Annotated in this window: 14 protein-coding genes and 2 tRNA genes; 6 read left to right on the plus strand and 10 right to left on the minus strand. The window is 67.1% G+C overall.

Annotated elements, in window-relative coordinates; all coding sequences use genetic code 11:
• Positions 1-24: 24 nt before the first annotated feature.
• From ACYVO6_RS21410 to ACYVO6_RS21440, 7 genes are all read right to left on the minus strand, one after another.
• Entirely contained in the window at positions 25-1,470 is a 1,446-nt protein-coding gene (locus tag ACYVO6_RS21410) for an MFS transporter (RefSeq protein ID WP_461063392.1), read from the minus strand.
• 81 nt (positions 1,471-1,551) lie between these two features.
• Positions 1,552-2,121: a TetR/AcrR family transcriptional regulator gene (locus tag ACYVO6_RS21415; protein WP_461063394.1), complete on the minus strand. Its 570-nt coding sequence runs from the start codon at positions 2,119-2,121 to the stop codon at positions 1,552-1,554.
• Between the two features lie 117 nt (positions 2,122-2,238).
• A complete protein-coding gene (locus tag ACYVO6_RS21420; RefSeq protein WP_461063396.1) occupies positions 2,239-2,667 on the minus strand; it encodes a MaoC family dehydratase in 429 nt (142 codons plus the stop codon).
• A gap of 5 nt (positions 2,668-2,672) precedes the next feature.
• Positions 2,673-3,125 (minus strand): FAS1-like dehydratase domain-containing protein, encoded by a 453-nt coding sequence (locus tag ACYVO6_RS21425; RefSeq protein WP_393420066.1) that lies wholly within the window; start codon positions 3,123-3,125, stop codon positions 2,673-2,675.
• A 127-nt stretch (positions 3,126-3,252) separates the two neighbouring features.
• On the minus strand, positions 3,253-3,417 hold the full coding sequence (rpmG, locus tag ACYVO6_RS21430; protein ID WP_003948671.1) for a 50S ribosomal protein L33: 165 nt from the start codon (positions 3,415-3,417) through the stop codon (positions 3,253-3,255).
• Between the two features lie 87 nt (positions 3,418-3,504).
• Positions 3,505-3,577, minus strand: a tRNA-Met gene (locus ACYVO6_RS21435).
• A 45-nt stretch (positions 3,578-3,622) separates the two neighbouring features.
• Positions 3,623-3,695 (minus strand) — tRNA-Thr (locus ACYVO6_RS21440).
• A gap of 255 nt (positions 3,696-3,950) precedes the next feature.
• Between ACYVO6_RS21440 and ACYVO6_RS21445 the strand changes: the two genes are divergently transcribed.
• Positions 3,951-5,204 (plus strand): amidohydrolase family protein, encoded by a 1,254-nt coding sequence (locus ACYVO6_RS21445; protein ID WP_461063398.1) that lies wholly within the window; start codon positions 3,951-3,953, stop codon positions 5,202-5,204.
• 151 nt (positions 5,205-5,355) lie between these two features.
• Here the strand turns inward: ACYVO6_RS21445 and ACYVO6_RS21450 are convergent, their stop codons facing one another.
• Positions 5,356-6,375 (minus strand): hypothetical protein, encoded by a 1,020-nt coding sequence (locus ACYVO6_RS21450; RefSeq protein WP_461063400.1) that lies wholly within the window; start codon positions 6,373-6,375, stop codon positions 5,356-5,358.
• A 162-nt stretch (positions 6,376-6,537) separates the two neighbouring features.
• Between ACYVO6_RS21450 and ACYVO6_RS21455 the strand changes: the two genes are divergently transcribed.
• Both ACYVO6_RS21455 and ACYVO6_RS21460 read left to right on the plus strand, forming a co-directional pair.
• Complete coding sequence (locus tag ACYVO6_RS21455; RefSeq protein WP_461063402.1) at positions 6,538-7,194, plus strand: SDR family oxidoreductase; 657 nt, start codon at positions 6,538-6,540, stop codon at positions 7,192-7,194.
• 121 nt (positions 7,195-7,315) lie between these two features.
• Entirely contained in the window at positions 7,316-7,696 is a 381-nt protein-coding gene (locus ACYVO6_RS21460) for a nuclear transport factor 2 family protein (RefSeq protein WP_461063404.1), read from the plus strand.
• Between the two features lie 125 nt (positions 7,697-7,821).
• Here the strand turns inward: ACYVO6_RS21460 and ACYVO6_RS21465 are convergent, their stop codons facing one another.
• Complete coding sequence (locus tag ACYVO6_RS21465) at positions 7,822-8,034, minus strand: hypothetical protein (RefSeq protein WP_189325298.1); 213 nt, start codon at positions 8,032-8,034, stop codon at positions 7,822-7,824.
• 107 nt (positions 8,035-8,141) lie between these two features.
• Complete coding sequence (locus tag ACYVO6_RS21470) at positions 8,142-8,780, minus strand: dihydrofolate reductase family protein (RefSeq protein ID WP_461063406.1); 639 nt, start codon at positions 8,778-8,780, stop codon at positions 8,142-8,144.
• 1,079 nt (positions 8,781-9,859) lie between these two features.
• Between ACYVO6_RS21470 and ACYVO6_RS21475 the strand changes: the two genes are divergently transcribed.
• The 3 genes from ACYVO6_RS21475 to ACYVO6_RS21485 all read left to right on the plus strand — a co-directional run bounded on the left by ACYVO6_RS21475 (position 9,860) and on the right by ACYVO6_RS21485 (position 15,466).
• The gene (locus ACYVO6_RS21475) at positions 9,860-11,029 is read left to right on the plus strand and encodes a DNA sulfur modification protein DndB (RefSeq protein ID WP_461063408.1); all 1,170 of its coding nucleotides are present in this window, start codon (positions 9,860-9,862) and stop codon (positions 11,027-11,029) included.
• 77 nt (positions 11,030-11,106) lie between these two features.
• On the plus strand, positions 11,107-13,455 hold the full coding sequence (locus ACYVO6_RS21480) for a hypothetical protein (protein ID WP_461063410.1): 2,349 nt from the start codon (positions 11,107-11,109) through the stop codon (positions 13,453-13,455).
• A 259-nt stretch (positions 13,456-13,714) separates the two neighbouring features.
• On the plus strand, positions 13,715-15,466 hold the full coding sequence (locus tag ACYVO6_RS21485; RefSeq protein ID WP_461063412.1) for an HNH endonuclease: 1,752 nt from the start codon (positions 13,715-13,717) through the stop codon (positions 15,464-15,466).
• Positions 15,467-15,516 lie beyond the last annotated feature (50 nt).

The following is a 15,516-nucleotide window of genomic DNA, read 5'->3' on the forward strand; positions in this document are numbered from 1 at the left end:
GGTGGGTTTGTTGGATTTCCGAACTCAGTGCGAGCTCGTCTCCAGTACCGGCGCGGGCGCCGCCTCGACGTCCCGCCTCCGCACCTCGGCCGTGCGACGGCGAGTCGGGATGAGCAGTGCCGCGACGCCCGCCATGGCCACCGCGGAGGCGCCGACCCACAGCGCGGGCCTGATCCCGTCCACGAAGGTCTGGCTGGTCTCATAGCCACCCTGCGCGGAGAAGATCGAAGCCATCACCGCGATGCCGAGCGCGCCGCCGACTTCGCGCAGCGCGTTGTTGGTACCGGACGCGATCCCCTGTTCCTGCCCTCGGACGCTGGACATGACCAGGTTGGATGCCGGGGCGAAGAAGAGCGACATGCCGACGCCGCTGATGATCAGGGCGGGCAGCTGCGCGGCGAACGAAGTGTCGGTCTCGACGATCGAGGCGAACCAGCCCAGCCCGGCAGCCTGCAGGAACAGGCCCGCGGCGACGACCGGACGCCCACCGATCCGGTCGGACAGATAACCGGCGACCGGCGCGATGAGCATCGGCATTCCGGTCCAGGGCAGCATCCGCAGACCCGCCTCGGTGGGCGAGTAGCCGAGAACGCCCTGTAGGTACTGGCTGAGCAGGAAGATCGAGCCGAACATCCCGAGGAACATCAGCAGGGTGGCCGCGTTGATCCCGGCGAAGGCCCGGTTGCGGAAGAGCCGCATCGGCAGCATCGGGTGCTTGGCCCGGCTGCCGTGCACCACGAAGCCGACGAGCAGAGCCGTGCCCGCGAACTGCGCCAGGAGCACCAGCTCATCGGTCCAGCCGACGACAGGCGCGCGGACCAGGCCGTACACGATGCCGAACAGCCCGCCGCTGGCCAGCAGGGTGCCGCGGATGTCGAGAGGGGCGCCCGAGCCGTACGACTCCGAGAGGCGCAGCCGGGCGAGCGGCAGCAGGGCCAGGCCGAGTGGCACGTTCAGCCAGAAGATCCAGTTCCAGGAGACGTGTTCGGTGAGGCTGCCGCCGATGAGCGGCCCGGATGCGACCGCAAGTCCGTTGACGGCGCCCCAGATCCCGTACGCCATACCGCGTTTGGCGGCGGGCACGGCGGCTGTCAGCAGGGTCAGCGTCAGCGGCATCATGATCGCGGCGCCGACGCCCTGCACCGCGCGGGCGGCGATCAGTGAGTCGATACCGGGTGCCATGGCCGCGGCGGCCGAGGCGCCGGTGAAGATCGTGATGCCGGCGAGGAAGAGCCTACGCCGGCCGTACCGGTCCCCCAGCGCCGCACCGAACATCAACAGCACGGCGAAGGTCAGCGTGTACGCGCTCACTGTCCATTCCAGATCGTCCATCCCTCCCCCGAGGTCCTCACGGATCGACGGCAGGGCGGTGGTGACGACGAGGTTGTCGAGCGCCGCCATGAACCCGGCGACGCTGGTGATGACGAGGGCCCAGACTGCTCCCCCGCGACGTGGTGTCTCCTGCGACATCTCTCCCCCAGAGAGTTGGTTAGTTATTAATGACTAACTTTCGCGGACGTAAAGAAGGCGACGATCTACGCCACTGCGGTTTCAGTGTTCGAGCCGACCCTTGGTCCGGGCCGATGGATAGAGCCCCTCCCACACCCGGTGTTCGGGCGGAAACCCCATGGCCACCAGGCAGTTGATGAGCATGCCATAAGCCAAGAAGGTCGTGGTTTCGTTCACGTCAGCGCCAAGCGGTACGTGGACGGTGTCCCACAGGCGCATCCAACCGGCCCGTACCGCCTCACCGAACTCACGGTCGCCCGTCTCCTCGGCAGCCCCTACCGCGACATACATCTGCATCTGCATCTGCAGCAGCTCTGGCTGCTCCGCGATGAGCTTGGTGTACGCGTCCGCCATGGAATGCAGGGCCTCTTCGCCCTCCAACCCCTTGGCGGCCTCCTCGAAGGTACGGCGGGTGCCCTCGGTACAGCGCTCCGCCGCCGCGAGGAAGATCGCCTTCTTGCCGGGGAAGAGGCGGAAGAGATACGGCTGCGAGACACCCACCCGCTTGGCGATCGCCTCGGTGGATGTGCCGTAGTAGCCGCCCCGGGCGAACTCGCTCACCGCCGCGCGGATGACGCTCTCGCGCCTCTCCTCTGCACTCATCCTGACCATGAGAACGAAGTTAGTGGCCAATCACTACCTAAGTCAAGGGGCATCCTTGGGGCCGTGCAGAGCGCATGAGTAAGGGGCACCCCTCCATTGAGGATGCCCCTTACTCATGCGATGCCATCAGGCCAGCCGTACGACCGCCCGCGACATCCCCAGGACCTTCTGTCCCGCACTCATCGCCGTGAGGTCGACGCGGACAGTGTTGTCGTCCAGCTTGGCCGCGACCTTGGCGCTGACCTCGATCGTGGCCCCCTTGTCGTCGTTCGGGACGACCACGGGCTTGGTGAAGCGCACGCCGTACTCGACGACGGCGCCCGGATCGCCCACCCAGTCGGTGACGACCCGGATCGCCTCGGCCATGGTGAACATGCCGTGCGCGATGACATCGGGGAGGCCGACCTCGACCGCGAACTTCTCGTTCCAGTGGATCGGGTTGAAGTCCCCGGATGCGCCCGCGTACTGCACGAGCGTGGCGCGGGTCACGGGGAAGCTCTGAGCCGGCAGTTCGGTGCCGACCTCGATGTCGTCGTACGCGATCTTCGCCGCCATTCGTCTCAGCCCTCCTCTGCCGCGCGAGCCACGAGCTTCGTCCAGGCGGTCACCACATGCTCGCCCGCCTCGTCGTGGACCTCACCCCGGATGTCCAGGATGTCGTTGCCCGCCATGGACTTGATCGCCTCGATGGTCGAGACGACCGTCAGCCGGTCTCCCGCGCGCACCGGGCGCTTGTAGGCGAACTTCTGGTCGCCGTGCACCACGCGGCTGTAGTCGAGGCCCAGTTGGGGGTCCTGGACGACCTGTCCCGCGGCCTTGTAGGTGATCGTGAACACGAAGGTGGGCGGGGCGATCACATCGGCGTACCCGAGTGCCTTGGCGGCTTCCGGGTCCGTGTACGCGGGGTTGGGATCCCCCACTGCCTCCGCGAACTCGCGGATCTTCTCCCGGCCGACCTCATAGGGATCGGTGGGCGGATAGGACCGCCCCACGAAGGACTGGTCGAGCGCCATGGCCCGGTACCTCCTGATGGTCGCTGTGATGGCCCGGAACAAGCATGCGTGACGGTCGGCCCGGCCGGCCGACAACGACGCGAGGCCGCCCCCGTTAACTGGGGACGGCCTCGCGTACGAGCCTGTTTTATCGCGTCTCGCGGTGCGCGGTGTGCGCATTGCAACGCGGGCAGTGCTTCTTCATCTCAAGACGGTCCGGGTTGTTACGCCGGTTCTTCTTGGTGATGTAGTTCCGCTCCTTGCACTCCACGCAGGCCAGCGTGATCTTCGGGCGGACGTCGGTGGCAGCCACAGGAGTGCTCCTTGACGAACGGATAGGACATTAACGCACAGAAGAGTAGCCGATCGAAGGACCGACCCCGCAATCGGCTACTGTCAGTAGCGGTGACCGGACTTGAACCGGTGACACAGCGATTATGAGCCGCTTGCTCTACCGACTGAGCTACACCGCTGTGATGCGATCGGCCCCGCCTTGCGGCGGGAACCTCTCACACCAGAGCCCCAATACGGAATCGAACCGTAGACCTTCTCCTTACCATGGAGACGCTCTACCGACTGAGCTATTGGGGCGAGCGATGAAGACATTACACGCTCGGCCGCCGTTCGCCCAAATCCGTTTCGCCGTACCTGTCCGGCCCCGTTCGCGGCGTTCTGCGCAGCTCCCAGGAGCTCCACAGGCGTTCCAACAGCCCCATATGCACGGCGGACCACACCGGTACGACTATTCCGCTCCTCCTCGAAGCGCACTGCTAGCCGCCCTAGGCTCGACTCACGCTGCGTGATCGCTTGTTCCCCCTGCGCAGCCGCCCGAGACCCAGGAGCGCGATGCCCGACAGCCGGCCGCAGCAACCCCCTTCCTCGTCGTCGGGTTCCTCGTCGGGCCGGGCCGACGGCTCCGCCCTGCTGCTGTGCGGTGCGCGGCTCACCGACGGCCGGACCGTGGACGTGCGGCTGGGCGGCGGGCGCATCGAGGCGGTCGGCACGGCCGGCAGCCTCAGCATGCACACCGCGCGCGTGGATCTCGCCGGCTATCTGCTCCTGCCGGCCCCCGCGGAGCCGCACGCCCACGGCGACACGGCCCTGTCTGCCGACGGCGACGGTCCGATCCCGTACGACGATCAGGACGTCCAGCGCCGCACGACCGAGGCGGCGTTGCTGCACCTCGGGCACGGGGCCACGGCGTTGCGTTCCCACGTACGCATCGGCGATGTGCAGGGGCTCGGCGCGCTGGCGGCGGTACTCCAGGCGCGGCGCGCGCTGCGGGGACTCGCCGAGCTGACGACGGTGGCGATGCCGCGGGTGCTGACCGGGCTCGCCGGGGCCGAGGAGCTGGCGATGCTGCGGGACGCGGTGAAAATGGGTGCCTCCGTAGTGGGCGGTTGTCCGGATCTCGACCCCGATCCGACGGGGTATGTGGAGGCGGTCCTGGAGGTCGCTTCGGAGCACGGCTGCCCGGTCGATCTGCACACGGACGGTGACGATCCGGCGAGGCTCGCGCGGCTCGCGGCGATGGCGGGCGGGCTGCGGCCCGGGGTGACGCTCGGCCCGTGCGGCGGGCTCGGACTGCTGCCCTCGGAGGCGGCCTCCCGAGCCGCGGACCAGCTCGCCGCGGCCGGGGTGACCGTCGTCTGCCTGCCCCAGGGCGGCTGTTCGGGCGCCGACCGGCGCGGGACGGCTCCGGTACGACTGTTGCGGGCGGCCGGGGTGCGGGTCGTTGCGGGCAGCGGCGCCCTGAGGGACGTATCGAACCCTGTGGGTCGCGGAGATCCGCTGGAGGCGGCGTATCTGCTGGCCTCGCGCTACGGGCTGCGGCCCGAGGACGCGTACGACGCGGTGAGTTCGTCGGCGCGTGCGGCGCTCGGGCTGCCCGAGGTGCGGGTGGAGGCCGGCTTCCCGGCCGAGCTGCTCGCCGTGCGCGGGGACCGGCTGGCGGGGGCGCTGTCGCTGGCGTACAGCCGGATCGTGGTGCACCAGGGGCGGGTGGTGGTCCGGACGAATGCGGTGCGGGAATTCTGCGGCTCGGCTGCGGCTGCGGCCTTGGATCTGCCTCGGCAGGGGCGGGGTGGGGTGCCGTCTTGAGGCGAGGGCGTTGGGAAGGCTGGGCTGAGGCGGGGTCTTGAGGGTTCACGTGCGCGTGGAGGGTTTTTGAGGTCCACGCGCGCGTGCTGGTGTTTTCACCTGTGCCGATGGTTTTGGGCACCGACGGGCCTGTCCCCGAGGGCTTCGGCCGTCAGAAGCCGCCGCTCAGCATCCCGCTTGTGAACGGGTTGCCGGGGCCCGCGAACTCCCCTGCGGGCACCTCGGTGGCGTCGGAGGGGGCGCTGACGTCGGATGCCTTGCCGAAGGTGAGGACGAGCGGGAGTCGGGCGCCCTTCGGGTTGTCCGCGAGGGTGGCGAGGTTGACCGAGACGCGGGTCAGGTCGCCGTTCTTCAGGGAGAAGTTGACGGCGATCTTCTTGTCGGGGGCCTCCTTCAGGTCCTTGTCGGTGGGCAGTTCGGTGCCCGCTGGGAGGTCGTCGGCCAGCGGCCGGAGTTTGTCGAAGACACCCGTGAGCAGGTCTCGGAACGATGCCTTGGCGACGATCTGTTCGGTGCCGTCACTGCCGCCCTTGCTGCTGAAGGTGACCTCGCGCGCGATGACACCGCGTACGGCCTTGAGGATCTTCTGCTGGGTCTTGGTGTCGATCTCCTCGGAACCTGAGGCGCCCTTGCCGGACTTCTCGAGTTCGGCGTTGTCGACCTTGACCCACTCACCCTCGAGAACCTTCCTGAGCTCCTTCTCGCTCTCGGGGATTTCGTCGACCGTGGGGAACGGGACGCCCATCGCCTCGCCGAGCGTCTCCATGTCGGCGCGGTAGTACGTGAAATCGCCGACGACCCGGAACTCGGCCAGGACACCATCGGCTCCCGAAACCCGCATGCCCACACCGACGAGGTCCTTCTCGCCCGAGTCCGCGAGCGGCTTCTTCGACTCGACGGACAGCTTGACGCGCAGCCCGCTGAAGAACTTCGCGAGCTCGGGCGGCATTTCCTCGCCCGGCTCCGCCTCTGAGGCCAGCTTCGTGAGCACGGACGGCTTGGCGTGGAGCCCCAACTCGAAGGAGAGCGACTTCTGTTCGCCGAGTCCCTCGACGGCGCGGTCGACTTTCTGCCCGGCGGTGAGGTTCTCGACCGTGCCGCAGGCGGCCGCACCGGCGAACAGGGCGGCGGCGCAACCGGCCGCGGTGAGGGGCTTGCGTATGGCAGTCATGGTTGCGGTCCTGGCGATGATGACGGTCTCCTTTTGACGCCACGCGGCGTCGCCCTCGTAACTCAGCGAACGTTGTCGTAATTCGTTGATCGCTCAGGAGACTCATGAGTTATCCACAGGGTTGTGCGGCGAGTGTCAGTGTCCGGGCGTACGGTCGAAGACATGCGCATTGTCATCGCTGGAGGTCATGGTCAGATCGCGCTGCGGCTGGAGCGCCTGCTCGCCGCGCGCGGTGACGAGGTCGCGGGCATCATCCGCCGACCCGAGCACGGCGACGATCTGCGGGCGGCCGGCGCCGAGCCGGTCCTGTGCGATCTGGAGTCGGCCTCGGTCGAGGAGGTCGCCGCGCATCTGCAGGACGCCGACGCCGCTGTCTTCGCGGCAGGCGCGGGCCCGGGCAGCGGCGCAGCCCGCAAGGACACCGTGGACCGGGGTGCCGCCGTCCTCTTCGCGGACGCGGCGGTACGGGCCGGGGTGCGGCGGTACGTGGTGGTGTCGTCGATGGGCGCGGACCCGTCGCATCCAGGGGACGACGTCTTCGATGTGTACTTGCGCGCCAAGGGCGAGGCTGATGCGTACATACGCGGCTTCAACAGCCTGGACTGGACGATCCTGCGCCCCGGGATGCTGACGAACGACGCCGGCACCGGTCTCGTACGCCTGGAGGCGTCCACCGGGCGCGGGCCCATACCGCGCGATGATGTCGCGGCCGTCCTCGCAGAGCTGCTGGACACTCCGGCGACGGCCGGGCTGACACTGGAGCTGATCAGCGGATCGGCGCCGGTTTCCGTGGCGGTGAAGTCAGTGGCGGGGAACTGAGTCGATGACGGAGGCTGAGTTCGTCGAGCCCGTGCTGTTCGCTCACGACGCAAGGGGCGAGGGCGGACGTGGGCCGGTGGTTGCCTGAGGACGTCCTGTCAGCCCGAGCCGAGGAGCTCCCGTGACCGCCGCCGAGGTTCCCGCCGCGCAGGAGGCCCTGCTGCGGAAGATGTACGAGGTCTTCAGCACCGCTGAACGCGACGCGTTCGTCCCGCACTGCCTGGCCCCGGACGTGGACTGGCCGAACGTCGCCGACAGGGTCCGGCTGCACGGCCACGACGAGGTACGCGCCTACTGGGCGGCGCAGTTCGAGGCCGCGCATCCCCTCGTACGGCTGGAGGGGCTGCACCTCGACGAGGACGGGCAGCGGGTGGTCGCCACCGTGCGTCCGGGGCTGCGGGATGATGCGGGCGATCACTGGGCGCAGGAGCCGGTCGAGCATGTGTACCGCTTCGGCCCGGAGGGTTTGGTGAGCCGGATGGACGTACGGCCTGTCTCCTGACGTCTGGCTGTCCGCCTGACCTCTGGCTCGGAGGGCTGTCTGACTGACCTCTGGCTCAGAGGGGCGGGGCTGGTCGGAAGAGGTCTGCGGGAGCCGGTCGGCTTAGAAGTGAGCACAGGAGCTGGTCAGAACAGGGGGAGCTGGCCGGGGAAGTCCGGCACGACGTACTCGTCCAGCCCCGGCTGGACTGCCCCGAGCTGCGCCTGCCGGCGCGACCCGGGGCACGACATGAGCTGCCCGCTCTCGCGCGCCCCCGGCGGGTCGTGCCGTGCGAACCGCCCGGCGACGACGGCGATCTCGCGACGGCACTCGGGGCAGTTCCTGCGGCGTGACGACATACGAACCAGCGTACGAAGCCGGACGGCGGCGCGCGGTGCGACTTGTTCTCCAGGCCGCAGCGCGATCCTTCTCCGAGGTCAGATTCCTGCTCGGAGATCCGTCGGGGTCAGCGGCGGATCAGGCGGGCATGGGTGGCGGCTGGAGAGCTGACCAGCTCGGCGACCTGGTAGCCGTCGATCCCGTCTCCCAGGTTGTCGAGCAGGCGCTCACCGCTGCCGACGAGGAGCGGGACGATGGCCAGGTGCAGCTCGTCGACCAGCCCGGCACGCAGGTACTGCTGGATGGTGGCCGGTCCTCCGCCGAGGCGCACGTCCTTGCCCGCCGCCGCCTCGAACGCCCGCTGCAGCACAGTCTCGATGGGTTCGTCGGTGAAGTGGAAGGTGGTCCCGCCCTCCATGGGCAGCGACGGCCGCAGGTGATGGGTGTGGACGAACACCTCATGGTGGAAGGGCGGGTTGTCGCCCCACCAGCCCGTCCACGACTCGTCCTGCCACGGTCCGCGCACGGGCCCGAACATGTTGCGGCCCATGATGGTGGCGCCGATGTTCTGCTCGGAGCGCTCGACGTAGTCGACATCGATCCCGGTCTTGCCGTCGACGCGGTCCTTCATCGCGGCGAACATCCAATCGTGCAGTACGTCGCCACCCTCCAAGCCGTCGCCGAACGGCGCATCCAGGCGCTGGTTGGGGCCGGCGGCGAAGCCGTCCAGCGAGATCGTGAGGTTGTGTACGCGCAGCTTGGGCATGACATTCCCCTCGTTCCGTCTCGAAGCGAGTTACCGGTCGCAGTCCCATGGCTCTCGACCGGGAGAGCATGGCTGTCCCCTTGCTCTCACCCTTGCGTCGAACGGCAACCGGCCGGATCGACAGCCTGTGCCGGATTCTTCTGCGCCAGTCCCACACTCGCCACCTACGTGCTCCATGTACGTGAACCGGCCTGCTCAGCCCTCAGAGCGGGCGACGGCAGCTCACGCCGATGGGTGAGACGGCATACGTGAAGAGACCCTCTCGGGCCTGCTGTCTCGCAGGCCCGAGAGGGTCTCTCGCAACGTGGCGGCGCCAGGATTCGAACCTGGGAAGGCTGAGCCGGCAGATTTACAGTCCTCTCAAGATCTCTCATCAATCCGCATCTTGACCTGCGGTTTTGCATGTCACACGGTGGAACTCACTGGTTCCCGTCCACGTGTCGTCCTGATCTTGAAAATCTCCGCATGGAGCGGCATACCACGGCGGGCGTGGATACGGATGCGCTCTTGTCGTTCGGTGAGGTGATCGCTCACGGCACCTCCGCCCTCCTTTGCCCCCGGGCCTGTCGGCGCAGCTCCACTCTGACCGCAGGCGAGCAGCCAGCCCCCCTGCTGCCGACCGCAGCCGACAGTTGCATCCAAGCCTTGAGGAAGCGGTCCCGCCCGAGCGCCCAGGCCCTTAGAAGAGAGTGATCCTCTTCCATTCGACCAAGGGCTTGACCTGCGGTGTTGTGGTGGTTGAGGTGCCTCTGCCATCGGTGTCACCGCGTATCCACCGGAGAGGGCCGCTCCGGTATGGCGAAGTAGTCCGAGTCGTCAGTCGCACGCCGTCCGCCTGGTGACCCTCTCCGGTAGCCGCAGTGGTGGACGGGGGCGGTACCTCAGAGGAACTGCCGGTCACGTGTCTGCGTGTGAGTACGTACACGACCTGTCAGTTACGTTGCGCTATTGATCGACCACCAGCGGTCGCTTCTCACGTAGTGAGGGTTGCTACGTGAAATTGCGGTGATTCTTGTAGTCGTGTCTCACGTAGGAGTACTCTCTACGTGAAATGATGGGTGCGATAACGGGAGCGCGTGATGGTCGAGGCTAGGCAGCAGCAGATGTTCGGGTTCGTTCCGTATCCGGCGATCGGGTACCGCATGGGCGGCCGGCAGATGGTGGCGACGGCGATGACGCCGATCGACTACACCGGTGTCGTGGGGCCCCGAGAGGTGTGGGACCCGCTGTCCGGCGGCGGAACCAACCGCAAGGAGGACAAGGCCCACCGGCAGCGCATCGCCAAGTACATCGAGGAGACGGAGGAGTACGTTCTCAACTCGATCCTGGTGTACATCGGGGAGGGGGACGCGAAGTTCGTTCCCGACGACGGTGCCCCCGAGGGCCAGGCCGTCAAGACGGGAGTGCTGTACGTCCGGCCGGGAGCCAAGTTCAAGGTCGGGGACGGCGGCCACCGCACCGGCGCCTACACCGACGTGGTCGAGGCACATCGTGACTTCAACGACGACGTCTACCAGCGATTGGCCACGAGCGGGCAGCCGATCATCGTCGTGCTCGACGACGACCAAGTGCGCCGAGCCCAGGACTTCACCGATCTTCAGAAGAACGCCAAGCCCCTGAGCGCGAGCATCGGTCAGTCCATGGACCGCCGGAGCGCGCTGAACCGCATCCTGATCGAGAAGATCATCAAGCGGGATGACATCCCCATCTTCGCCGAGGGCCGTCGCGTCGAGTTCCTCACCGACACGCCGGGCAAGCTGAGCGCCAAGACGATGTCATACAAGACGCTGCGCTACGCCAGCGGGACGCTCCTGGTCGGTACCGGTCTTCGCGACACGCGGGGTTGGGAGGACGCAGTGGAGCTGAAGATCGCTTCGGACGAGAAGGGTTCCATCTCCAAGATCGTGGACTTCTGGCAGGGACTGGGGGAGCTGCCGACGCTCAAGCAGGCGCTGGGGCGGGAGAAGGGCGTAGCCCTGCTTCGGAACGACACGTGGCTCCTGAGCGCGAATCTGCTGTATGCCGTCGCCGCAGCCGTGCACCAAGTGGCGTTCGAGGACAAGCGACTCGACCTCGCCGCCTGCATGAAGGGACTTCACAACTTCGACTTCTCGCGCGGCAGCAGCAGCCCCTTCGTCGGCACCTTGGTGGATCCGGTGACGTTCAAGGCCGTCGCCGGCCGAGGTGCCTGGGAGGGCGCGGCCGACGTGATCGTGAACCACATCAGCCCCGGCCCCAAGAAGAACTGATCCACCGGACAGCTTCGCATCTTCTTCGTCGCGAACCTCGTATGCAATTACCAGTCCAGGCACACCAGGAGATCCTCGTGTCGGCACTCAACCAGCAGATCGTCCATGCGGCCCTGAACGCAGCCACTCTCGCCGACGCCGAGGCGGTCCAGGAGCTGATAGCGCAGTCCTTCACTGCCGAACACCGCCGTCCGGTGGGCGACAAGTGGAACAACTTCGGGCTCATGGGGTCGTCGGGCAGTTACGACCTGAAGCTCATCGAGCACGTGACCAACATGCAGGACAGCGTCATCGAGCGGTTTGCTCTGCAGCAGTACGACTCAAGGGCGAACGTGCCGTTCCAGACCCCTTTCGAGGCGACGAGCGAGCTTCTCAAGTATCTCGACTCCGGTGAGAAGTCGAACTTGGCCGTCACCACCTTCGAGGACTCCGATGCGCCGGCCAGCAAAACGAAGCGCTTGACGGCAGTGTTCAGGGACAAGGGCTGCGGAATGACGCCCGCCAGCGTGCCGAACACGATCTTCGCTCTGGGAGGCAGCAACAAAGAGGACGCTCTCTACCTCCAAGGGGCGTTCGGGCTCGGTGGCGCCATGACCTACCGCAACGCCAAGGCGGTCGTGATCGTCAGCCGGCGTGCTCCGGCGCTCCTCCAGGACGGTGAAGAGGACCGAATCACGGTTGCCGTGGTCCGGTGGCAGGACAACACCAAGGGGCAGACGGCCTACTACCTGGTGGATCGCGAGTGGAATGCCGCAGGGGACACGGCGGAGCCTTGGTCGTGTCCCCATGAGGACTACGACGACTTCGAGCCCGGCACCCACTTGGCCCTCGTTTCCTACCGGGTTGACGGTGTCCAGCGCCGGCGCGAGGGCGATGCAAAGTCCTTCGACGTCGTAACCAACACCCGGCTCGTCCACCCCGTGTTCCCGACCCGGTTCGTCAACAACACGACGCGGGGCCGCGGTACCACTCTGGAAGGACTGGCACACCGACTGGAAAGGTCGGAGTACGACTTCGAGCCGGGCGAGGAGACTCTGCCCTTCCACCACCAAGGCCGGACGTACCAGTTGCCCGTGCGCTACTGGCTCTTCGCGGGAGGACCGAAGGACCCTGGCGGTCGCGACAAGTTCCTGGCCAGTGACCACGCCGTTCTGTTCACGTCGAACGGGCAGGTACACCATCACTGGAGCCCGCGGGATGTGCGCGACCAGACGGGCCTGAACAGGCTCTACGACCGCCTGCTCGTCGTCGTGGAGACGGATGAACTGCCCATCCATCTGCGCACCAGTCTCTTCACCGCGGACCGGAGCGAGCTTGTGAGGGGCGACGTCGCCCTTCGCTTGGAGGAAGCCGTCCGGGCGCTGATTCGGGAGTCCGCCGTCCTCCGGGAGGCCAACAACGCGCTCATCCGTGCCTCTTACCAGGACAAGAGCGACCAGCCGACGGCGGAGATCGCTCGCAGGATCAGCCGTGCACTTACCGTCAAGGGGTTCTCCTTCGGTTCCGGCAATGGCAGCGGCGGTCAGGGAGGCGGTCAAGGGTCCGGCCGGGCGGGTGGCGGCGGAGGGGCACTCAAGCCCGTCGTGCTGCATCAGGACCCCACACTCATCACGGGGCCAGCCACCGTCCGAGCCGTCGTGGGAACCACGCGCTCCATCACCTACACCGTCGATGTCGAGGACTCGTTCTACGAACGGCGCGGACGTCTCCGGGCCATCTGCGACCATCCCGACATCGTCGAGGACCGCGAGATCACCACGGGGAATGGACGCAACGGCCGCGTACGCGTCATGGTCGCGGTGCCCGAAACCGCCGAACTGGGCACGCACGAACTGCGCATTGTGCTTGAGGACTGGATCCGCGCGGCGGGCGGGCTGGGCCACAAGTTGGAGCACGTCACCAAGCTGGAGCTGGTGGAGGACATCCCGGGCATTGGGACGGGCACGGGCAAAACCACCAAGGGAGCCCAGGGGCAAGGGGGGCCGGGGCCGGGCAGCAACGTCGCACTCCGGTGGACGAGCCACGAGTCGGAAGAAAGTTGGGAACGCGTCACCGTCGGGTCCGTCGAAGACGTACCCGCGTCCATTCTCGCTGACCAACTCTCCGACTACGCAGAGCTGCGAGCCCTTGGCGACCAGCTCATCCCGACTGTCTTGCTCAACCGGGAGTATCCGCCCTTCAAGAAGTACCTCGCGGCGCGGAACAAGGAGCTGACCAGCGACAAGCGGGCCCGGGAGCAGTATGCCGTCGGAGTCGGTGTTTCTCTCCTTCTCCTCCAGCAGAAGCTCGACAAGATCAAGAAAGCTGGCGACACGGTGCCGGACGACGATTTCATCGACGAAGCGCGGCGTGCAGCGGCCAGTGCTGTACTCGCCGTCATGCCTGCCTTCGATGACCTCGCGAAGGAGATAGGCCTTTCCGGATAACCGCCAGGGCACTGGCGAGGACGGTTGCCCGGAGGTGGGGTCGGAGCGCGCAACGTGCGGCCAGACAATGGCCGCCCCGAGACCTGCGGGCTCCGATCTCCGGGCTGATCGGCTGCCGACGGGGCAGTGCGAGAGGAGGAGGCTAGGCCAAGCAGTCCCGGTGTGCGTTGGTCCGTTGGCGAAGTGGGTGACAGAACCGGACGCCGATCAAAACCTGGCAAGATCGGTGACAGAGCGATGTTCGTGAGGGGGAGGTTCGGTGGGAAGCCAGCTGCGTGTCGGTGAAGTGCTGCGGTCCGCGCAGAACAGGGACCCTGCGGTACCTAGCATCGATGGGTACCGGAACATTCATCACGTCACGGCTTCCGAAGGTCTCGCGCAGATCCAGCTGAGCAAGGGGATCAACCCGATTGCCAGGGTCAAAGGGTCGGGCGAGCGACGTCGTCCGGCGATTCTGATCCGTTCCAGCCCGTGGAAGGCTGGGAGCGCAGAGACTCCCTGGCACGACGTGTTCGATCTGGACAACGGCCACATCAGCTACTTCGGAGACCACAGAGTCGACCACACGGTCCCGGTGGGAAGTACCCAGGGCAATGCACTGTTGCTGGAGGCCTTCGCTGAGCATCAGGCACCCACCGCGGAACGGCGTGCGCGGGCCGTGCCGCTGCTTGTGTTCGCGGCGGTCTCGCGGAACAAGACGCCCAAGGGGTATGTGGAGTTCTGCGGCGTGGCGGTCATCGAGCGCCTGGAGCAGATCGAGCAGGAAGCCAAGGGGAGGCCCTTTCCCAACTACCGCTATGACTTGGCCGTTCTGGATCTGAGCCTGGAGGACGGTCAACTCGACTGGGCATGGATCGAAGCTCGGGGCAATCCCGGGCTCTCGGCCGACGATGCGCTAGCCCATGCTCCGCGTTCTTGGCGCGAGTGGGTGGAGCACGGGTATGCGGCACTACCCGAGGTACGACGGCAGACCATCCGCTCTGATGGAGACCGGGCCGTTCGCCCGCACGCGACCGAGGACGGCCACGAGCCGCTGGGGCTGTTTCCCGCCCCCCGCCGGCCGGACGACGCAGCATCATCAGCTTCGCCTGGACCGGCTGAGCCGTCGGAGCAGCTGACCGCGAGCATCCTGATGGACAGGCTCAAGAACCTCAAGGTCCACCAGAACAAGGGCCGGCCCAGTAGGCACAAGCCACTGGCCTTGTTGTGGGGTGTCTCCAGGGTCGCCACCGGGCAGCCCCGCCTTGCGTCGTGGCGTCAGTTCCGCGGCGAGGTGGGTGGGTTGCTGGCCGAGTTCGGCCATCCCGAGTCTTCGATGACCCCTGAGTACCCGTTCTGGCACTTGCAGACGAGCCGTCTGTGGGAACTCCACGGTCTCCCTCCCGAGCAGTCCGCCAAGCCCCATGCCGCAACATTCGACAGGCTCAAGCCCGAAGGAGGCATCACCGAGCAGGCAGCGCGCCTGCTGAGCGATCCGTTCGTGCGGACTCAGGCGGTCGCCGTCCTTCGGGAGACCTACCTGGCCGACGTCGACCACCATGCCCTGATGGAACGGCTGGGGCTGGCCGGCTACGAGAGCGCGAGCGGCCTCCCGGACGACGTTGAGGACCAAGAGGGGGAATCGGGGCCTGCTTCACGGCGCACGGTCGCCCTCTCCCGCATCGTCCGCGACCCCGAGTTGACGGCCCGAGTCAAGCGGCTGCACGGCGACCGCTGCCAGGTTTGTGGCTTGCAGCTGCCGACCCGGTTCAGCACCTACAGTGAGGCCGCCCACATCCGCGGTCTTGGCCGCCCCCACCACGGCCCGGACAAGCTGTCGAACCTGCTCGTCCTGTGCCCCAATCACCACGTCCAGTTCGACGCACTCGCGATCTACATCACCACTGACGGCACAGTGCGCGCGACCGCAGACGACAGCCCCATAGGAAAGCTCCGCCGGCACCCCGCCCACCAGATCAACGAAGCACACCTGCGCTACCACCGCGCGCTCTGCGGCAGAGATCACGACTGACCGCCCGATACTGCAAGCCACCGCCGAACGGCCGGGAGACGGCCGTCCGG

The organism is Streptomyces pseudoechinosporeus (genome assembly GCF_054783935.1).